The following is a 20,022-nucleotide window of genomic DNA, read 5'->3' as shown; positions in this document are numbered from 1 at the left end:
GGAATATGACCGGATGTGTGTACCACGCGCCTTGGTGCGCGGGAACCACGCGCGTAGTCATCTGTTTCCGCGCCGTCCGAGCTTGCGCCGCGGCGGGCGTCGTCCGGAACGCCGTGGAGGGCCGGATTCCGCGGGCTGCCGGGGCGGATTCTGGGTGCTGCCGCGGTCGGGTTCGGCCTCCGGCTGCGGGCGGATTCGGCGTGCGGCCGCGGGGCCCGCACGCTCACGCGGGGCCGCGGGTACGCACGCTTACACGCCCACGAGCCCCTTCGCGTCCCGGGCCAGTGCGGTCAGCCGGGATATGGCACGGAAGTACTTCTTCCGGTATCCGCCGTTCAGCATGTCCTCGCTGAACAGCTGGTCGAAGGGCACGCCGGAGGCGAGTACGGGCACCTCCCGGTCGTACAGCCTGTCAGCGAGCACCACGAGCCGCAACGCGGTCGACTGGTCGGGCACCGGCGCGACGTCCGTGAGGCAGACGGCCGCGATGTCGTCGGTCAGTGCGCCGTACCGGCTCGGGTGGACCTTGGAGAGGTGGTCGAGGAGCTGCGGGAAGTCGTCGAGCGAGGCGCCTCCGGTCGCGTAGGCCGCCTTGGTGACCTGCTCCTCCGAGTACGGCGCGGGGGCCTCGGGAAGGCCGCGGTGCCGGTAGTCCTCGCCGTCGATGCGCAGCGCCCTGAAGTGCGCGGAGAGCCCCTGGATCTCGCGGAGGAAGTCGGTCGCGGCGAATCGGCCCTCACCGAGCTTGCCCGGCAGCGTGTTCGAGGTCGCGGCCAGCGCCACGCCCTGCTCCACGAGCTTGGCGAGCAGGGACGAGACGAGCACGGTGTCGCCCGGGTCGTCCAGTTCGAACTCGTCGATGCAGAGCAGCCGGTGGCCGCCGAGCGTGCGCACCGTCTGCTGGAAGCCGAGCGCGCCCACGAGGTTCGTCAGCTCGACGAAGGTGCCGAAACCTTTCTGCTCTGGCGCCGCGGGCGTGGCGTGCCAGAGGGACGCCAGGAGGTGGGTCTTGCCGACGCCGTAGCCGCCGTCGAGGTAGATGCCGCGCGGGCCCGTGGGAGCCGCGGGCTTCTTCTGGAACCAGCGCTTGCGGCCCGCCCCGGAGGCGTGCGCCCCGCCGAGGCCCGCCGCGAAGCCGCTCAGGGCGCGGACCGCCTCGGTCTGGCTGGGCTGACCGGGGTCCGGGATGTACGTGTCGAAGCGTACGGAGTCGAAGCGCGGCGGCGGCACCATCTCGGCGACCAGGCGGTCGGCGGGGACGTGCGGCTCGCGGGCGCACAGGGACTGCGGGACCGCTTCGGCGGCGGGGCGGCGCGCGGAGGCGGCGGGGGAGGACGACACGGTTCCCCAGCTTAAACGGCGTGCGAGACTGCCGACATGCGACGCCTGTTTCCTGTGACCGACCAGACAGCAGACTCGAGAGCCGCGGGGGCGGAACCCAAGGGCGGCGGGGGCCGCGCCGGCGACGCGGGCGGTACGGAGCACGCGGGCGACCGCGCTAGCCACCACGTGGGCGACCGTGAGAGCCACCACGTGGGCGGCCACGTGGGAGATCACCCGGGTGACCACTCGGGCGGCCACGTGGGGGATCGCTCGGGCGATCACGAGTGGGGCCTCGACGCGCTGGCCGAGGCCTACGCCTACCCCGCCCGTGCGGCGACCTGGCTGCGCGCCAACATGGTGTCCACGCTCGACGGCGCCGCCCAGCACGACGGCCGCTCCCAGCCGATCTCCAACGACACCGACATGCGGATCTTCGGCACCCTGCGCGGCCTCGCCGACGCCGTGATCGTAGGTGCCGAAACGGTACGACTGGAGGGGTACCGCCCCGCACGCGCGCGTGCTGCCTTCACCGAGCGCAGGGAGGCGGCAGGCCAGACCCCGGCGCCCGCCATCGCCGTGGTCAGCGCGAGCCTGGACCTGGACTTCTCGCTCCCGCTCTTCACCTCGCCCCTCACGCCCACGCTCGTGGTGACGGGGGCCGCCGCGCCCGCCGACAGGATGGAGGCGGCCAGGCAGGCGGGCGCTGTCGTGGTGATCGCCGGTGAGGGCGCGACCGTGGCGCCTGGCCGGGTGGCGCCCGCCCTCGCTGAGCGGGGGCTGACGCGGCTGCTCACCGAGGGCGGGCCCCGGCTGCTCGGGCAGTTCGTGGCCGCCCAGGCACTGGACGAGCTGTGCCTGACGGTGTCGCCGATGCTCACCGCGGGGGACGCGCAGCGGATCGCGGGCGGGCATGCGCTGGCGACGCCGGATCAGTTCGTGCTGACGTCCGTACTGGAGGAGGCCGGGTTCCTCTTCACCCGATACCGTCGAAGCTGACAATCGGCGGAATCACTCGTTCCGTTTGGCTTCGGCTGGGCACACTAGAACTCGCAGGGCCCCGTGCGGCCACGGGGCAGGATGGTTTCCGCGCGGGCCTCCACGGGCGGCCCACGGATGAGAAGGGCGCCTGTCGTGTTCACAAGCGTATTGATGATCGAGAAGGCGCTGACCTCCGCGGACGTGGAGTTCGTCACCACCTTGCACGGGGACGAGCCGGTCAGTTTCCACGTGCTGCTCCAGCCCCGGGGGGACCAGGCGGACCGGCTCCTTCGGGCCATCGACGACGTGGCCCTCGGCGAGCTCGACGAGGCGGCGCGGGAGGGTTCGACCCCCGAGGGCGACGAAGCGGCAGGGCCCGCCGAGCAGGCGCTGCGGGTCTCCCTCGTGGCCTTGCGGGCCGCGGGGTGCGAGGCGCGGGGGCGGCTCATCGAGGATCATCCGCTGGACGCGTTGAAGACGCTGGTGGGTGAGGTGGCGGCGGACGAGGTGATCGTGCTGACCGACCCCCACTATGTGGAGGAGTTCTTCCACCGGGACTGGGCCTCGCGGGCGCGGCACAAGGTGGGGGTGCCGGTTTTGAAGCTGTTCTCGCACACCGAAGCTTAGGCTGGCCCCTGGGCCTTGGGGGGCTTTGCTTGGCCCCCTGCGTGGGGGTGTGCCGCGGGAGGGCTGCTCTTGGTGGGCGGTTTTTTGTCTGCGGGTTTGGTGTGGCTGGTCGCGCAGTTCCTCGCGCCCCTGACGGGGCGGCCGGGGGTGGTCTTTTGTCTGCGGGGTGTGTGTGGCTGGTCGCGCAGTTCCCCGCGCCCCTGGTCGGGCTGGTCTCGCGTCGTCCCCGCGCCCGTGTGGGGGCTGGTCGCGCAGTTCCCCGCGCCCCAGGTCGGGCTGGTCTCGCGTCGTCTCGCGCGGCCCTGACGGGGCTGGTCGTGGCGTTCCTCGCGCGGCCCTGACGGGGCTCGTCGTGGTGTTCCCCGCGGCCTTGGAAGGGTGGGGAGTGGGAGGCAATAGGCTGGGGGGGATCGGCCGTACGTTTCGTCGGCATCTTCGTCGTATCAGGGAGACACACGCATGGCACCCGGCCTTCCTACCGCCATGGACCGACCGCACTTCATCGGCATCGGCGGCGCCGGAATGTCGGGGATCGCGAAGATCCTGGCCCAGCGCGGCGCCAAGGTCGCGGGCAGTGATGCCCGGGAGTCCGCCACCGCGGAGGCGCTGCGCGCGCTCGGCGTCACGGTCCACATCGGGCACGACGCCGCCCACCTCGCGTCCGACGCGACCTGCGTCGTCGTCTCCTCCGCGATCCGCGCCGACAACCCGGAGCTGGCCCGCGCCGCCGAGCTCGGCATCCCGGTCGTGCACCGCTCGGACGCCCTGGCCTCGCTGATGGAGGGCCTGCGCCCGATCGCCGTGGCGGGTACGCACGGCAAGACGACCACGACGTCGATGCTGGCCGTCACGCTCGCCACCCTCGGCCTCGGTCCGTCGTACGCGATCGGCGGCGACCTCGACGTGCCGGGCTCGAACGCGCTGCACGGCGAGGGCGACATCTTCGTCGCCGAGGCCGACGAGAGCGACCGCAGCTTCCACAAGTACGCGCCCGAGGTCGCCATCGTCCTGAACGTGGAGCTGGACCACCACGCGAACTACGCGTCGATGGACGAGATCTACGAGTCCTTCGAGATCTTCGCCGGAAAGGTCGTCCCCGGCGGCACCCTCGTCATCTCGGCGGACCAGGAGGGCGCGGTCGAGCTGACCCGCCGCCTGCGCGACCTCGGCGGCCTCAAGGTCGTCACGTACGGCGAGTCCGAGGGCGCCGACCTGCGCATCCACAAGATCACCGCGCGGGGCCTGACCAGCGAGGTCACCGTCCTCCTCGACGGCAAGCTGCTCACCTTCACGGTCTCGGTCCCCGGCCGCCACTACGCCAACAACGCGGTCGCGGCCCTCGCCGCCGGCGTCGCGCTCGGCATCCCGTCCCGGAACCTGGCCGGCGCCCTGAAGTCCTACACGGGCGTCAAGCGCCGCCTCCAGCTCAAGGGCGAGGCCGCGGGCGCCCAGGTGGTCGACTCGTACGCCCACCACCCGACCGAGATGACGGCCGACCTGGAGGCGATGCGCTCCTCCGCGGGCGACGCCCGCATCCTGGTCCTCTTCCAGCCGCACCTGTTCTCGCGCACGCAGGAGCTGGGCACGGAGATGGGCCAGGCCCTGGCGCTGGCCGACTCCTCCGTCGTCCTGGACATCTACCCGGCCCGCGAGGACCCGATCCCCGGCGTCACCAGCGCCCTGATCATCGACGCGGCCCGCGAGGCGGGCGCCGAGGTGCGGGCCGCCCACGACAAGGACGAGGCGGTGCGCGAGATCGCGGGAATGACGAAGCCCGGTGATCTCGTTCTCACCATGGGAGCGGGCGACGTCACCGACCTCGGCCCGCAGATCCTGGCCCACCTGTCGAAGTAAGGGGATTGCACCCATGGCGTACGACGTCGAAAAGCCGGACGAGCAGTGGCGGGCGGAGCTGACCCCTTCGGAGTACGCGGTGCTGCGCCAGGCCGGTACGGAACCGGCGTTCGTCGGTGAGTACACGGACACCAAGACGCAGGGCGTCTACTCCTGTCGCGCGTGCGGCGCGGAGCTGTTCACCTCCACGGAGAAGTTCGAGTCGCACTGCGGCTGGCCGAGCTTCTTCGACCCGAAGGACACGGACGCGGTCGAACTCGTCCAGGACTCGTCACACGGCATGGTCCGCACGGAGGTCCGCTGCGCCCGCTGCGGCTCCCACCTGGGCCACGTCTTCGAGGGCGAGGGCTACCCCACGCCGACCGACCAGCGGTACTGCATCAACAGCATCTCCCTGAGCCTGACGCCGAACGAGGGCTGACGCCGCCCGAGGCTGGAACATGCCGCGCGCCCGGATTCGGGCGCGCGGCAGAGGCGGAGAGCGTGGGCGGGGAGCGCTAGAAGGTCAGCTTCCAGCTGTTGATGTAGCCGGTGTCCTGGGACGCCACGTCCTGGACGCGGAGTTTCCAGGCGCCGTTCGCGGCCTCGCTGGAGGCGTTGACCGTGTAGGACGCGATGATGTTGTCCGCCGAGTCGTTGCCGCTGGAGCTCTTCAGGCGGTACGCGCTGCCGTCGGGGGCGAGCAGGTCGACCACCACGTCGCCGCGCCAGGTGTGGCGGATGTCGACGTCGACCTTGAGGGCGGCCGGGGCGTTGCCGGTGCGGCCCGTGACGTTCACCGTCGAGGTCACCGCGGCGCCGTTGTCCGGGATGGAGACGTCCGTGGTGTTCTCGTAGACGTCACCCGGCGGGACCGGTGTGTCCGTGGCGAGGGTCCAGACCGCGTGGGCGACGGCGTCGCTGTTGCGGTCGAGGGCGGTGTCGTTGATGTTCGACGTGGAGTCGCACGACGAGTGGTAGCAGCGGTCGAAGGCCTGGCCGGCCGTGCCGCCCCACTTCTGGGCCTGTGCGCTGGTCTTGGCGCGCTCGGCGCCGCTGAAGAGGCCGCCGACCGGGATGCCGACGTTCTTGAACGGGGCGTGGTCGGAGCGGCCGTCGCCGTCGGTCTCGATCTCCGTGGCGACGTTCAGGCCCGCGTAGTAGTCCTTGAACGTCTTCTCGATCGTGGGATCGTCGTCGTAGACGAAGTAGCCCGGGTTCGGGGAGGCGATCATGTCGAAGTTCAGGTAGCCGCTGACCTTCGAGCGCTCCGTCGTGGGCAGGTTGTTCACGTAGTACCGCGAGCCCACCATGCCCAGCTCCTCCGCGCCCCACCAGGCGAAACGCAGGTGCTTTGTGGGCTTGAGCTGCGCACGGGACACCGCGAGCGCCGTCTCCAGGATTCCTGCCGAGCCCGAGCCGTTGTCGTTGATCCCGGGGCCCGAGGAGACGCTGTCGAGGTGCGCTCCGGCCATCAGGGTCTTGCTCGTGTCGCCGCCCGGCCAGTCGGCTATCAGGTTGTAGCCGGTCGCGCCGCTGGACGTGAACTGCTGGACGGTGGTGGTGAAACCGGCCGCGTCCAGCTTGCCCTTCACGTAGTCGATGGAGGCCTTGTAGCCGGGCCTGCCGTGCGCGCGGTTGCCGCCGTTGGCCGAGGCTATGGACTGGAGCTGGGAGAGGTGCGCCTTGACGTTGGCGAGCGGGATGTCCGGCGCCGCGAGCGCCGAGGCGGGCGCCTCGGGGGCCGCGGCGGCCGAGGGCGCGGCGGTGGCGAGCAGTCCGGCGGCGGCGAGGACGGCGACGCCCGCCGTGGTGCGTCTCAGGGCCCGGGGCAGGGCAGGTCGGACGGATCTGGAGAGACTCATCTGGGGCTCCGAATTCCGGACAGAAGTGGGGTCGGAACGTGCCAGGCGCCCTGCGACGCGGGTGTCGCGGGGCGCCTTTGGAGCTGTGCGTTGCCTGATGTTGAAGGCGGGGTGAGTTCTCGTCAAGAGCGGAATCCGGTCACAATGCGGGCAGGCGTGTTCGTATATCGGACCTCGCCTGGTTGACGCCCCGCCCCGTGACATCGGGTCAGAAGAAGACTCCGCAGCGCAGCAGCACATTCGCGTACGGGCGGGCCTCCCCGGTGCGGACCACCAGGCGGGCCCCGGCCGTGAGCCCCTTCAGCTCCTCGTGGGAGACCAGATCGAGCGCGGGGAGGCTCTCGCGCAGCAGTCGTGCCGCCTCCGGGTTCGCCTCCGTCGTCTCGTGCGCCGCCGTTCCGCCCTCCACCACCAGCTCGTCGAGCAGGCCGTCCAGCACCTCAGCGAAGGACGGGACCCCGGCGCGGAACGCCAGGTCCACCACGCGCGGGCCCGCCGGGATCGGCATGCCCGCGTCGCAGACCAGGACCGTGTCACCATGGCCCAACTCGGCGAGCGCGCCCGCGAGATGGCGGTTGAGGATGCCCGACTTCTTCACGAGGACGACACCTCCGGCGCGACCGGGGCCAGCTCCGCCGCGGTCGGGTACGAGTCCTGCGCGCCCTTGCGGGTGACCGCCGCCGAGCCCACCCGCGCCGCGTAGGCCGCCGCCGTCGCCAGGTCCTCGCCGAGGCCGAGGCGCCAGCCGAGCGCTGCGGTGAAGGCGTCGCCCGCGCCGGTCGTGTCCACCGCCGCCACCCGCGGGCTCGCCACCCGTACGGGCTCCTCGCCGGGCTCGGCGGTCAGCGCGCCCTCCGCGCCCAGCGTGATCACCACCGAACGGGGGCCGAGCGCGAGCAGCCCCCGCGCCCACTCCCGCGGGGTCTCGCCCGCGGCGTCGCCGAGGATCACCCGGGCCTCGTGTTCGTTGACCACCAGCGGGTCGCAGGCGGCGAGGACCTCGTCCGGCAGCGGGGCCGGCGGCGAGGGGTTCAGGACCAGGCGCGCCCCGGGCCGCAGCCCGCGCGCCACCTCGGCGACCGTCTCCAGCGGGATCTCCAGCTGGGTGGAGACCACCCGCGCCGCCGCGAGCAGGCTGCCCGCCGCGCGGATGTCCCCGGGGGTGAGGCGCATGTTGGCCCCGGGGGAGACCACGATGCTGTTGTCGCCCGACGGGTCGACCGTGATCAGCGCGACGCCGGTCGGCGCCCCGCCCACCAGGACGCCCACGGTGTCCACCCCGGCCGCTCGCTGCGCGTCGAGCAGCAGCGTGCCGTGCGCGTCGTCGCCCACCCGCGCGAGCAGCGCGGTGCGCGCCCCGAGCCGGGCGGCGGCCACCGCCTGGTTGCCGCCCTTGCCGCCGGGGTGGACGGCCAGATCGGAGCCGAGGACCGTCTCGCCCGGCGCCGGCCTGCGCTCCACACCGACCACCAGATCGGCGTTGGCGGAGCCCACGACCAGCAGTTCGTAGTCGTCGTTCATGTGCTGTTCCCTGCTTTCGTACGGTGCTGACGCGGCGCGCGGCCGGAAGGGGCCCCGCGCGCGGGGCCCCTGGACGGAGCGGTCAGAAGGAGGAGCGGTCAGGAGAAGGAGCGGTCAGGAGAATTCCTTCACGTTCTTCGCCGTGACGACCTTCACCGGCACCTTCACCATCTCCTTGACCTCCTTGCCCTGGGCCGCCCGCACCGCGTTGCGCACCGCGATCCTGCCGAGCTCCCTGGGCTGCTGCGCCACGGATGCGTACAGCGTGCCCGCCTCGACCGCCTTGAGACCGTCCGGGGTCCCGTCGAAGCCGACCACCGGCACCGACGTGCCCGCCTTGCCGCCGAGGGCCTTGACCGCGCCGAGCGCCATCTCGTCGTTCTCGGCGAAGACGCCGTCCACGCCCTTGTGGGACTGGAGCAGGTTCGTCATGACGTCGAGGCCCTTGGTGCGGTCGAAGTCCGCGGGCTGCTTGGCGACGACCTCGATGTCCGGGTACGCCTTGATGCCCTCCGCGAAGCCCTGCCCGCGCTCACGGCTCGCCGACGTGCCCGCGGTGCCCTGGAGGACGACGACCTCGCCCTTGCCGCCCAGCTTCTCGGCGAGGGACTTCGCCGCGAGCCTGCCGCCCGCGATGTTGTCGGAGGCGACCAGTGTGGCGGTCTCGGCCTTGTTGACACCGCGGTCGGCCGCGACCACCGGGATGTCGGCCTTGTTGGCGCCGCGCACGGCGGGGCCCGCCGCGTCGGAGTCCACCGGGTTGACGATGATGGACTTCACGCCCTCGCCGGTGAAGTTCTGGAGCTGGTTGGACTGCTGGGAGGCGTCGTTCTGCGCGTCGGTGACCGTCAGGTCGACGCCCGCCTTCTCGGCCTCGGCCTGCGCGCCCTCCTTCATCTGCACGAAGAAGGGGTTGTTGAGGGTGGACAGCGACATGCCGACCTTCGTCGACGTGCCCGATGAGCCCGAGTTGAAGAAGGACACCGCGCCGACCACGGCCGCCACGACCACGGCGGCCACCGCGTACTTGACCGCCTGCGGGCCCTTGAGCCCGGCCCCCGGCGCGCCCGACGAGGCACCCGGGGTCGCCCCTGCCTTGCGCCGCAGCGTGTCCAGGAGGACGGCCAGCGCGATGACGACGCCGATCACGACCTGCTGCCAGAAGGCGGAGACGGACAGGAGGTTGAGGCCGTTGCGCAGCACCGCGAGGATCAGCGCGCCGACGAGCGTGCCGGACGCCTTGCCGACCCCGCCCGCGAGGCTGGCGCCGCCGATCACCACCGCGGCGATGGCGTCGAGCTCGTAGCCCTGCGCGGCCTGCGGCTGCGCCGAGACCAGGCGGGAGGCGAGCACGATGCCCGCGACGGCGGCGAAGAGCCCGGAGAGCGCGTAGATGACGAGCTTCTGGCGCTTGACCCGCAGACCGGAGAGGCGGGCCGCCTCCTCGTTGCCGCCGATCGCGTACATGGAGCGGCCGATGAACGTGCGGCCGAGCACCACGGCCGTGACCAGGCCCATGACGATCATCACGATCACCGGGACGGGCAGCCAGCCGCCGACCGTGTCACCGAGGTGGGAGACCGAGTCGGGGAACGGGATCGGGCTGCCCTGCGAGATCACCAGGGAGAGGCCGCGGGCCACCGACAGCATCGCGAGCGTCGCGATGAACGGCGGCAGCTTCCCGTACGAGACGAGCAGCCCGTTGACGAAACCGCAGGCCATGCCCGCGGCGACGGCGAAGATCACCGCGAGCCAGACGGGCATGCCCTCGGAGGTCGCCGTCCAGGCGAGGACCGTGGCCGAGAGCGCGGCCACCGAACCGACGGACAGGTCGATGCCCGCCGAGACGATCACGAACGTGACGCCGAACGCGAGGATCGCGGTCACGGCGGCCTGCACGCCGACGTTGAGCAGGTTCTGGGTGGTGAGAAAGTCGCCGGAGAGCAGCGACATCGCCACGACCAGGACGATCAGGGCGCTGAGCGCGCCGTTGTCGAGCAGGACGCGGCGGAGCGAACTCGCGCCACCCGCGTCGCGCTTCACGGTTTCAGTGGCCACGGGAGCCCTCCGCTTCTTCTTCGTTCTGTCCGTCGTTCTGTACGGGGTCGGCCGCCGTCGCGCTGCTGACGGCCAGGGCCATCACCGCGTCCTGCGTGGCCTCTTCGGCGGGCAGTTCGCCGGCGATCCGGCCCTGGGCCATGACCAGGACCCGGTCGCTCATGCCGAGCACCTCGGGCAGGTCACTGGAGATCATCAGGACCGCGTGCCCGGAGGCCGTCAGTTCGTTGATCAACTGGTAGATCTCGACCTTCGCGCCCACGTCGATGCCGCGCGTCGGTTCGTCGAGGATCAGCACCTTGACGTCGGCGAGCAGCCACTTGCCGATGACGACCTTCTGCTGGTTGCCGCCGGAGAGCGTGCGCACGTGCTGGCCGAGCCCGGCCATCCGTACGCCCAGCTGTCCCGCGATCCGGGCGGCGTCCTCGTACTGGCCCCTGAGGTCCACGAACCCGGCACGGGTCGCCGACCGCAGCGTGACCAGGCCGAGGTTCTCCCTGACCGAGGCGTCGAGTACCAGGCCCTGGCCCTTGCGGTCCTCGGGCACGAGGCCGATGCCGGCGCCCATCGCGGCGTTCACGTCGTGCCCGCGCAGCCGCTCGCCGCGTACGTCGACGGTGCCCGCGTCGTACGGATCGGCGCCGAAGACCGCGCGCGCGACCTCCGTGCGCCCGGCGCCGACCAGACCCGCGAGGCCGACGACCTCACCGGCCCGCACCTCGAAGCTGACGTCATGGAAGACGCCGCCCCGGGTGAGCCCCTCGACGCGGAGCAACGGCGGACCGACGTCCGGCCGCTCGCGCGGGTACTGCTGCTCGATGCTGCGGCCCACCATGAGCCGTACGAGCTCGTCCTGCGGGGTCGAGGCGGGCACCTGCTCGACGCTGCGGCCGTCGCGCAGGACGGTGACGCGGTCGCCGAGCGCGGCGATCTCCTCCAGGTGGTGGGTGATGAAGACGATGCCGACGCCGTCCGCGCGCAGCGTGCGCACGATGTCGAACAGCTTCTCGACCTCCTCGGAGGTGAGGACGGCGGTGGGCTCGTCCATGATCAGCACGCGCGCGTCCAGGCTGAGCGCCTTGGCGATCTCGACCATCTGGAGCCGGGCGATGCCCAGTTCGCGCACCTTGGCGCGCGGCGAGACCTGGAGCCCGACCCGCTTCAGGAGGATCTCGGCGTCCGCCTCCATCTTCTTGCGGTCGACCATGCCGAGGCGGCGCGGCTGCCGGCCCAGGAAGATGTTCTCGGCGACCGTCAGGTCCGGTACGAGATTGAACTCCTGGTAGATGGTGGCGATGCCGAGCCGCTCCGCGTCCTGCGCGCCGTTGACGCGCACCTCGCGGCCCTCGGCGAGGATGCGGCCGCTGTCGGGGCGGTAGGCGCCGGACAGCATCTTGATGAGGGTGCTCTTGCCCGCGCCGTTCTCGCCGAGCAGGACGTGCACCTCTCCGCGCCGCAGGTCGAAGTCCACGGAGTCGAGCGCGACGACTCCGGGGAAGGTCTTGCGGATGCCCTCGATGCGCAGCAGCTCGTGCGGGTCCCGCTCCCGCGGGTCGCGCCGCGCCTCTTCCTGGCTGCTCACGGATTGCTCCTTCGTACGCGGGTGTCCTCGCCGCAGGAACGCCGGACGACGAGGCGGGCGGGCAGGGTCACGGAACGGGGGCTCCTGCCCTCGATCCGGTCGACGAGCGCGTGCACGGCGGCCCTGCCCAGCTCCGCCGTGGGCTGGGCGATCGCGGTGACCGGCGGGTCGGTGTGCACGAACCAGGGGATGTCGTCGAAGGCGGCGAGGCCTATGTCGTGCGGGACCCGCAGGCCGTGCGCGCGGATCGCGTCGAGGGCGCCGAGCGCCATCAGGTTGTCGGCGGCGAAGACGGCCTCGGGCGGCTCGGGCAGGGCGAGGAACCGCTCCGTGGCGCGGCGTCCGCTGTCGGCCTGGAAGTCGCCCTGCCCGATGTACGCGTCGGGCAGCGCGATGCCGTGCTCGCGCAGCGCGTCCCGGAAGGCCTCGACGCGCTCGCTGCCGGTGGTGGTGGCCGCGGGGCCCGCGATGATGGCGAGCCTGCGGTGGCCGAGGCCGTGCAGGTGGGCGACCAGGTCACGCACGGCCTGCCGGCCGTCGGAGCGGACGACGGGGACGTCGACGCCGGGGATCCACCGGTCCACGAAGACCATGGGGGTGCCCGCGCGCACGGCGTCGAGCATCAGCGGGGAGCCGCCGTCGGTGGGGGAGACGAGCAGGCCGTCGATCCGCCGGTCGAGCAGCGTCCGTACGTGGTGGTCCTGGAGCTCGGGGCGTTCGTCGGCGTTGCCGATGATCACGCTGTAGCCGAGGGCGCGGGCGGCCTCCTCGACGGAGCGGGCCAGCTCGGTGAAGTACGGGTTGAGCACGTCGCTGATGACGAGGCCGAGCGTGTGCGTCTGGTGGGTGCGCAGGGACCGGGCCACGGCGTTCGGCCGGTAGCCGAGCGCCTCGACAGCGGCGAGCACGCGCTGCCGGGACCCGGGGCTGACCGAGGGGTGCCCGTTCAGGGCCCGCGACACCGTGGCCACGGAGACCCCGGCCTCGGCCGCGACGTCCTTGATTCCCGCCGAGCCGGGCGAACCGGGTGAGCCGGGGGAGCCGGGTGATCTGGGCGAATCAGGTGACCCGGGCGCCCCGGACGGCCGGGGTGGAGTGAGTGCCATCGCCGCTTCCACCTCCTTGTGGAATCGATTACACGGAGGATTGGAAACGATTACATGGGTCGCTGGCAAGGGGTGAACGAGGCCTCTGGGGCTAGTGAGACCTGATTGTGATGATCGGGCCCGACGGCCCGCCGGGGCTCAGCCCACCCGGAACGGCACCGTCAGCCACGGGCTGTCCGGGTCCGTGGTCAGGGCCCGGTGGGCGTGCAGGACGTCCGTGTACCAGGTGCCGAACGACTCCTCGTCGAAGTGCAGACAGCGGCCGAGTACATAGCCCGCCGAGAACTCCTCCCACGAGTCGTACGAGGACTCCGCCGCCCGGGACGCCCGCTCGACGGCCGCCCGCATCTCCGCCCCGGTCGCGTAGCGCGCGCCCCTGCCCCAGCGGGCCATGTTGGAGGCGCGGCCGATGTCCCAGGCCGCGACGGTGCGCACGAAGCCGTCCGGCGGCAGCAGCTCGTCCGCGCGGAAGCGGGCCTCGTAGCGCAGGATCTTGCCGACGAGGCCGCGCATGGCGGTCACGAAGTCGTCCAGGCCCGGGTCGTCGCCGGGGCGGTGCGGGGTGCCGGGGCCGCCGGTCTCCCTGACGCGGTTGCGCAGGGTGACCTCGACGCACTCCCGCCACCGCTCGGGATCGAGGCGCGGGCCGACCTCCGCGATCACCGCGACGCGGGCGCCGAGCACGAAGTCCCAGTACCAGGGGCTGACTTCGCGCGTGAGCAGGCGCTCCTGCGTCGCAAGCCACTCCTCGCGGTTCCCGACACTCCAGGACTCGGCGAGGCGGCCGACCTCGTTGTGGTGGCCCGTGCCGTGCCAGTCGAGGGTGTTCCAGGGGGCGCCGTTGGCGAAGCAGAGGTGGGCGCCGCAGGCGAGGCCGTGCAGGAGCGGGCCCGGCGCGGGCGCCCCGGTGCGGCGCGTCTCGATGCGGTCGCCGAGGCCGTCGTGCCGGTGGTGGCGCTCGTGCAGGTCGGCCCAGACCCGGCGCTCCTCGTCCGTGGTGAGGAAGTACTGCTCGCACGGCGTCCGCACGTTGACCGCGAGGAAGTCGACGTCGTCGGGGCAGCCCTCGGCCAGCGCGCCGAGCGTCACGAACTCGTAGACCACCGCCGGATGCGGGCGCGGGAGCAGTCCCGCCGTGTACACCTGCGCCGCCTTTCTGCCGTCCGGCAGGTCGACGGTGAGCAGCGGGCTCGTGTCCGCGTCCGGGTCCTTCTCGTGCAGCGCCACCGGGCGGTAGAGGCCCTCCACGGCGATGGCCCGCAGATAGGTGTACGGGTCGTCGGCCTCGCGGAGTTCGTACAGGTGCGCCTCCAGGTCGGCGGGGGCCTGCCAGCCGCCGTCTTCCGGGGCGGGGACGGACGGGAAGATCTCGTCGTGGAACTCGTCCTCGTCATCGGGTGCCGGCATGGCGCTCTCCGCTTCCGCTTCCGCTTTCGTCAGTGGATCTTGCAGCCTACGTGGGTCCGCTTCGCGGGTGCGTCTGCCGGGTTGCCGCTCGTCCGCCGGGTGCGGGTCGTTCTCGGCTGGTCGCGCAGTTCCCCGCGCCCCTGACGGGGCGCCCCCGGGCGCCGGTGCGGGAGTCGCGTACCGAGACCGGGGTGAAGTTGGCGGACGGCCTGCGAGGGGGCATCCCGGTTGGTCACAATGTGGCATGGCCATCCGTCGCCTCAGTTACCGACTCGACCAGGAGCCGGACACCGGAGCCGTCCGTCTGATCCCCGCGCAGCCCGCGTGCTCCCCCCGTCAGGCCCCGCAACAGCTCATGGAGGCGCCCGAGTTCGGGCCCGCCGTCGAAGACGTCATAGGCGCGGGCTCCGAGCTGAGCTACACCCTGCTCCCGGACGGCGGCCGGCTCCTGTGCGCCACGCTCCACGACCGGCGCGTGGAGGTGCTTCACCTGAGCGCGGACACGCCGGGGCCCGGCTCCGTGTGGCCGATCGACACCTGGCGCTCCGCCACCTGGGAACCGGAGGCGGGCGAAGCCCTCGGTGCGGGGTTCGTCGAGTCGGAACTGCCCGTCACGCGGGCGCACTTCGACAGCGAGCGCCTGGTGGAGTTCGCCAGGGCGCGCGCCGAGCGGGTCGCGCCCTTCCTCGCCGATGTGCGCCGCCTCTTCGGCGACCCGGCGGGACGGCAGATCGTCCTGGTGGAACAGGACCCCGAGACCGTCGCCCACTGGGTCGCGCTCGCCTGCGCCTCGCTGCCGGAGACCTACGTACCCGTACTGACGTTCACCACCTGGACCGCGGAGCCGTACCGCGCCCCGCAGCAGATCATCGGCATCGGCCCCGACGCGGAGTTCGACCGGAGCGACGACGCGACGGTCGAGTACCTGTACCGCGTGCACGACGGCACCGGCGGCCGCCAGAGCCCGCCCGCGAGGACCGACGCCTGGGCGCAGCTCACCGCCGAGCGCTGGATCTCCGGCAGCCCGCCCGCGCCCGGCACGGGAGCGCGCACCGACGACGCCTTCGCCTTGATCCCGCTCATCTCCGGCGCACCCGGCGGAGGGGATGGCGGCCGAACGGGCGCGGCGGCCCTCACCGCCGCCGATCTCGCCGGGTTCGGCGGCCAATCGCTGCGCGTCCTCGTCGACGCCTTCGCCAACTCCGTGGCCAGGGGCGAGACCGACGCCCGTACCGTCGACGAACTCGAAAGACTGTGCAGGGAACTCGACGGCGAGCAGGCGCTCGCCGCGCGGCCCCTCGCCCTCGCCCTCGTCAAGCACCGCCTCGACGCGTCCCGCACCCGCGGCGCCCTCCCCGACCTGGCCGCCTTCGAAGGCCTCCCGCTCGGCCAGGACGCCTGGCGGGAACTGCGCGAGGAGTACGGCGAGCGCGCCGACGAGGCCCTGCGCAGGGCGGTGCGCGGACCCATCCCCACCTGGACCGAGCCGCTGCGGCTCGCCCTCGCGGTGGGCGCCGACAACGGCCCGGGGCTCGCCGAGGCCATGGACCGGCTCGCGGAGGCGCTGCTCCGCCCCGAACAGCGCGACTGCGGGCACGCCGTGCGGGTCCTGGAGGAACTCGCCTACGTGCCCTTCACCCGCCGGGTACTGCACATGCTGACCGTGGGCCTCAACACCCGGAAGCTGGACCGCATACGGCAGCTCGCCAGGTCCCCGCAGGGCGTGTGGCTCCAGCGCAACATCGAGGAGGCGCCGCCCACGGTGCGCCTCGCCGCCGCCGCGGAGCTCTGGTCCGGGCCCCCGGACCACCTGCGCGGCGCGGACCTGCTGGAGCGGCTCATCGGGCTCCTGCCCGGCCGGCGCGTCAGCGACATCGCGACGATGAAGCTGCTCTGGCGCCTCGTGTGGCGCAGCAAAGTGCCCGACCGCGCCGACGTCGCCCGGGTCGCCCGCACCTGCACGTCCCGCCTCATCGTCGAGGCAGGGCACGGCCGCGCCATCATCGCCTGGGTCAGGGACCCGGACCGCTGCGATCCGGACCTGGTCGCCTTCGCCCGCGACATGCGGGGCGACGGGCAGCTCGGGGCGGCCGACCGGGCCACCGCCGACCTGCTCGTGACCGCCCAGGACCTCGCCGACGGCCGTCTGGGCGTCACGCGGGACTCCGTCGGCCGCCTCGGCGAGCTGGGCCACAAGGCCGCACCGCTGAGCCGGGTGCTGCGGCAGGGCGTCGACGAGCGGGTGGGGCGCGCGCTGGCCGGGGCCGACCCGCTCGACGTGTGCGAGGCCCACGGGCTGCGCATCCTCGTCGCCGCGAGCCCGGAACTGCTGAGCGCCTACCGCGCGCACTTCCTGGACGACCGCGTCAGCGACCAGTTGCGGCACGAACTGCCGGACAGACCCGCCGAGTTGGCGGCGTACCACCACATCTGGCGCCCCCGGCGGCGGCACGGCGTCACCGACGCGTGGCGCGCGCTCGCCGAGGAACTGCTCGACCAGGTGCTCGCGTCCGTCGTAGCGGAAATGGACGAGCACCAACTCGGCCGGGTCGCCACCGTCATCCAGCGGGAGGGCCAGGACCTCCAGGGATGGACGGCGTGGCGCCACCGGATCAGGCAGCGCCACGAGTGACCTCCGCACCCGCGCCCCACGGGGCCCCGACCGCGGGCCCGCCCGCACCCTTCACGCTCCACAGGAAAGGACCAGCGTGAGCGACACCACCCAGATCCTCGCCGACAACTTCCCCGGCGGCAGTATGGCCAGCCGCCCCGTCCACTTCATCTGGATGCTCGACTGCTCGGGCTCCATGGGCGTCAACGGCAAGATCGGCGAGCTCAACTTCGCCATCCGCGAGGCCATCCCCGAGATGCAGCAGGCCGCCCAGTCCAACCCCGCCGCCTCCCTGCTGGTGCGCGCCATCACCTTCGCCAGCGGGGCGAGCTGGCACGTCAGCGACCCCACCCCGGTCGACCAGTTCTCCTGGGAGGACGTCCACATCTACGGCGGCACCGACATGGGCGCCGCCTTCAAACTGGCGGCCGGCGCCCTCCAGACCCCGCCGATGCCGCAGCGCGCCCTGCCGCCGGTGCTCGCGCTCGCCTCCGACGGCCAGCCCACCGACGACTGGCGTGCCGGTCTCCGCGCCATCGACGGCACCCCGTGGGGCAAGCGGGCCGTGCGCGTCGCGGTGGCCATCGGCGACGACGCCGACAAGAGCATGCTCAAGGAGTTCCTCGGCAACCCCGAACTGGAGCCGCTCCAGGCCAAGAACCCCCGCCAGCTCGCCGCCGCCATCCGCTGGATGTCCACCGCGGTCGTCAAGGACGCCTCCACGCCGAAGGTCGACGACGGCTCGAAGGCCGCGACGCCGATCGACGTACCGTCGATGACCAAGGGCGAAGACGACATCTGGTGACCGAACCGGGGGCAGTGACGGAACGCGACCCGGCGGCCGGCCGGGCGACGGCCGCACCCTGGACGCTCATCAGCGGCGCGGTCAAAGGGGTGGCGAAGAAGTACAGCCAGGACCGCAGCGCGGTCGTGCCCGTCGCCGGGGGGCGCGCGGTCGTCCTCACGGTCGCCGACGGACACGGCAGCGCCGCCCACTTCCGCAGTGAGCTGGGGGCGCGCTGGGCGGTCGAGGAGTTCACCGCGTGCGCGCGCGCCTTCGCACGCGAGGTGGTGCGCGTCGGCGGTGACGCGGCGAACTGGACCGGCCTGCGCGAGGAGGCACGCAGGCTGCCGCAGCAGGTCGGCCACCGCTGGCACGAGCGCGCCCTGCTGCACGACTGCAACGCGCCCGCCCACGGCCCGGCCGCCGCGCGGCACACGGCGGGGGAGCGGGAGCGCAAGGAACCCCCGGACCTCGCCGCCTACGGAAGCACGCTCGTCGGAGCCGTCCTCACCGAAGGCATGGTGTTCTGCTGGCAGTTGGGCGACGGAGACTTCGTACTGGTCGACGACACCGGCACCGCGCACACCCCGCTCTCCACCGGGCCCGACATGGGCGACGAGACCGACTCGCTCTGCGCGCCCGAGCCCTGGCGCAAGATGCGGTCGCACTGGCAGCCCTTCATCGGCGGGCCACCGCCGTGCGTGCTGCTCTCCACGGACGGGCTCTCCAAGAGCTTCACCGACGACCAGGGGTTCCTGGACTTCGCTACCGGCGTCCGCGGCCGAGCCGCCGAGCAGGGTGTCGCGGCGGTCCAGGCCCAGCTACCGGACTGGCTGGCGCGCGCCGCCACGTTCTCCGGGGACGACACGACCCTCGTGGGCGCCATCGCGGCGTCCGCGCGGCGCAGCGACGACAGTTGAGTGCAGGACGACAGACGAGTGCAGGACGACAGCTGAGTGCAGGAAGGAAAAGCATGACGAACGGCATGCTCGCCGCCGGAAAGACCCTGGTGGCCGAGTCGGGGGAGAAGCTCAAGGTCGCCGAGCTCTTCGGCTCCGGCGGCCAGGGCGAGGTCTACCGCGTCCAGACGCCCACCGGCGACCGCGCGGTCAAGTGGTACTACCCGCAGCTCGCCGACGCCCGGCAGCGGACGATCCTCGAAGGGCTCATCGACAAGGGCTGGGACGACGACCGCTTCCTGTGGCCGCGCTCCATCGTGATGGACCCCGACGGCAAACAGCCCGGCTTCGGGTATGTGATGGACGTGCGGCCCGCCCGCTTCTGCGACCTGCCCGCGCTCTTCCGCCGCGACCCCTCGGTCTCGGCCGCGACCATGCGCACCCTGGTCACCGTGGCCCTGCACACCGTCGAGGCGTACCGCGCGCTGCACTCCCGCGGCATCGCCTACCGCGACATCAACTGGGGCAACATCTTCTTCGACCCCCGCACGGGCGACATCCTGGTCTGCGACAACGACAACGCCGTCGTGGAGGGCGCCGAGGCGGCCGTCGAGGGCACCATGGACTTCATGGCGCCCGAGCTGGTGCGCGGCGACCGGGGCGCCATGCCCGGCACCCAGAGCGACCTGCACTCCCTCGCCGTACTCCTGTTCTACCTCCTGATGAACGACCACCCCTTCAACGGCGCCCTCCAGTTCAACATCCGCTGCCTGGACCCGGCGGCCAAGCGCAAGCTGTACGGAACGGACCCCGTCTTCGTCTACGACCCGAACGACACCCGCAACCGCCCGGTGCCCAGTGAGCAGCCGACCATCGTCGCGAGCTGGAACGCGCTGCCGCAGATCCTGCGCGGCCTCTTCGTCCGCACCTTCACCGACGGCCTGAAGAACCCCTCGCTGCGGGTGCGCGAGTCACAGTGGCGCGAGGCGCTCAGCCAGGTCCTCGACGCCATCACGCAGTGCGGCGTCTGCGGCAAGCAGAACCTCACCCAGCCCGACGGCGCACCGCCCGAGTGCTGGAAGTGCCGCAACACCCTGACCCTGCCGCCGCGCCTGGAAATGGTCACCGGCACCGGCACGCTCCGCACCCGCCGCGGCATCCGGCTGGCCCCGAGCGCCCGCGTCTACGCCCACCACCTGCGCGACGACCCCGACCGCCACGACTTCAACGCCGTCGTCGGCGAGGTCACCGAACACCCGCAGCAGCGCGGCCGGTTCGGCCTGACCAACCGGACCCACTCCGTGTGGACGGCGCGCAAGGACGACGGGACCGTACGCGACGTCGACCCCGGCAAGACCATCGCGCTGCGCTCGGGTCTGCTCATCGAGTTCGGCGGCGGCACGGAGGCCGTGGTCAAGGAGTAGCGCG

Annotated in this window: 16 protein-coding genes; 8 read left to right on the top strand and 8 right to left on the bottom strand. The window is 72.4% G+C overall.

Annotated features, from left to right (window positions below):
- Window positions 1-249: 249 nt before the first annotated feature.
- Window positions 250-1,341, bottom strand: coding sequence for a cell division protein ZapE (zapE, locus tag ACZ6JY_RS07725; RefSeq protein ID WP_469193295.1), 1,092 nt, complete (start codon window positions 1,339-1,341; stop codon window positions 250-252).
- Window positions 1,342-1,377: 36 nt separating this feature from the next.
- On the opposite strand from zapE, the gene ACZ6JY_RS07720 reads away from it, so the two are divergent.
- The 4 genes from ACZ6JY_RS07720 (at window position 1,378) to msrB (ending at window position 5,203) form a co-directional block, all read left to right on the top strand.
- Window positions 1,378-2,319 carry a pyrimidine reductase family protein gene (locus tag ACZ6JY_RS07720; protein ID WP_469193293.1) on the top strand — a complete coding sequence of 314 codons (942 nt, stop codon included), beginning with the start codon at window positions 1,378-1,380 and terminating at the stop codon, window positions 2,317-2,319.
- A gap of 153 nt (window positions 2,320-2,472) precedes the next feature.
- A complete protein-coding gene (locus ACZ6JY_RS07715) occupies window positions 2,473-2,928 on the top strand; it encodes an indole-3-glycerol phosphate synthase (protein ID WP_469193909.1) in 456 nt (151 codons plus the stop codon).
- Window positions 2,929-3,387: 459 nt separating this feature from the next.
- On the top strand, window positions 3,388-4,782 hold the full coding sequence (gene murC / locus ACZ6JY_RS07710; RefSeq protein WP_469193291.1) for a UDP-N-acetylmuramate--L-alanine ligase: 1,395 nt from the start codon (window positions 3,388-3,390) through the stop codon (window positions 4,780-4,782).
- Between the two features lie 13 nt (window positions 4,783-4,795).
- A complete protein-coding gene (msrB, locus tag ACZ6JY_RS07705) occupies window positions 4,796-5,203 on the top strand; it encodes a peptide-methionine (R)-S-oxide reductase MsrB (RefSeq protein ID WP_469193289.1) in 408 nt (135 codons plus the stop codon).
- 76 nt (window positions 5,204-5,279) lie between these two features.
- Here msrB and ACZ6JY_RS07700 read toward each other — a convergent pair whose 3' ends face one another.
- From ACZ6JY_RS07700 to ACZ6JY_RS07670, 7 genes are all read right to left on the bottom strand, one after another.
- Window positions 5,280-6,626, bottom strand: coding sequence for a M28 family metallopeptidase (locus ACZ6JY_RS07700; RefSeq protein ID WP_469193287.1), 1,347 nt, complete (start codon window positions 6,624-6,626; stop codon window positions 5,280-5,282).
- 208 nt (window positions 6,627-6,834) lie between these two features.
- The gene (gene rbsD / locus ACZ6JY_RS07695) at window positions 6,835-7,224 is read right to left on the bottom strand and encodes a D-ribose pyranase (RefSeq protein ID WP_469193285.1); all 390 of its coding nucleotides are present in this window, start codon (window positions 7,222-7,224) and stop codon (window positions 6,835-6,837) included.
- The gene (locus ACZ6JY_RS07690; protein WP_469193283.1) at window positions 7,221-8,147 is read right to left on the bottom strand and encodes a ribokinase; all 927 of its coding nucleotides are present in this window, start codon (window positions 8,145-8,147) and stop codon (window positions 7,221-7,223) included. Before ACZ6JY_RS07690 ends, rbsD begins: the two co-directional genes overlap by 4 nt.
- A gap of 114 nt (window positions 8,148-8,261) precedes the next feature.
- On the bottom strand, window positions 8,262-10,205 hold the full coding sequence (locus ACZ6JY_RS07685; RefSeq protein ID WP_469193281.1) for an ABC transporter permease/substrate-binding protein: 1,944 nt from the start codon (window positions 10,203-10,205) through the stop codon (window positions 8,262-8,264).
- Window positions 10,195-11,787: a sugar ABC transporter ATP-binding protein gene (locus tag ACZ6JY_RS07680; RefSeq protein ID WP_469193279.1), complete on the bottom strand. Its 1,593-nt coding sequence runs from the start codon at window positions 11,785-11,787 to the stop codon at window positions 10,195-10,197. Before ACZ6JY_RS07680 ends, ACZ6JY_RS07685 begins: the two co-directional genes overlap by 11 nt.
- Window positions 11,784-12,893 carry a LacI family DNA-binding transcriptional regulator gene (locus tag ACZ6JY_RS07675; protein ID WP_469193277.1) on the bottom strand — a complete coding sequence of 370 codons (1,110 nt, stop codon included), beginning with the start codon at window positions 12,891-12,893 and terminating at the stop codon, window positions 11,784-11,786. The genes ACZ6JY_RS07680 and ACZ6JY_RS07675 overlap by 4 nt, the downstream gene beginning before the upstream one ends.
- A gap of 138 nt (window positions 12,894-13,031) precedes the next feature.
- Entirely contained in the window at window positions 13,032-14,300 is a 1,269-nt protein-coding gene (locus ACZ6JY_RS07670) for a DUF1266 domain-containing protein (RefSeq protein WP_469193275.1), read from the bottom strand.
- Window positions 14,301-14,544: 244 nt separating this feature from the next.
- On the opposite strand from ACZ6JY_RS07670, the gene ACZ6JY_RS07665 reads away from it, so the two are divergent.
- The 4 genes from ACZ6JY_RS07665 (at window position 14,545) to ACZ6JY_RS07650 (ending at window position 20,018) form a co-directional block, all read left to right on the top strand.
- The gene (locus ACZ6JY_RS07665; protein WP_469193273.1) at window positions 14,545-16,932 is read left to right on the top strand and encodes a GTPase-associated protein 1-related protein; all 2,388 of its coding nucleotides are present in this window, start codon (window positions 14,545-14,547) and stop codon (window positions 16,930-16,932) included.
- A 124-nt stretch (window positions 16,933-17,056) separates the two neighbouring features.
- A complete protein-coding gene (locus tag ACZ6JY_RS07660; protein WP_447042245.1) occupies window positions 17,057-17,716 on the top strand; it encodes a vWA domain-containing protein in 660 nt (219 codons plus the stop codon).
- Window positions 17,713-18,615 (top strand): protein phosphatase 2C domain-containing protein, encoded by a 903-nt coding sequence (locus tag ACZ6JY_RS07655; protein ID WP_469193271.1) that lies wholly within the window; start codon window positions 17,713-17,715, stop codon window positions 18,613-18,615. Before ACZ6JY_RS07660 ends, ACZ6JY_RS07655 begins: the two co-directional genes overlap by 4 nt.
- 53 nt (window positions 18,616-18,668) lie before the next feature.
- On the top strand, window positions 18,669-20,018 hold the full coding sequence (locus ACZ6JY_RS07650; RefSeq protein ID WP_469193269.1) for a protein kinase domain-containing protein: 1,350 nt from the start codon (window positions 18,669-18,671) through the stop codon (window positions 20,016-20,018).
- Window positions 20,019-20,022 lie beyond the last annotated feature (4 nt).

The sequence above is a fragment of the Streptomyces sp. NPDC046335 genome, assembly GCF_055587985.1.
This window is presented reverse-complemented; position numbering and strand designations above follow the sequence as displayed.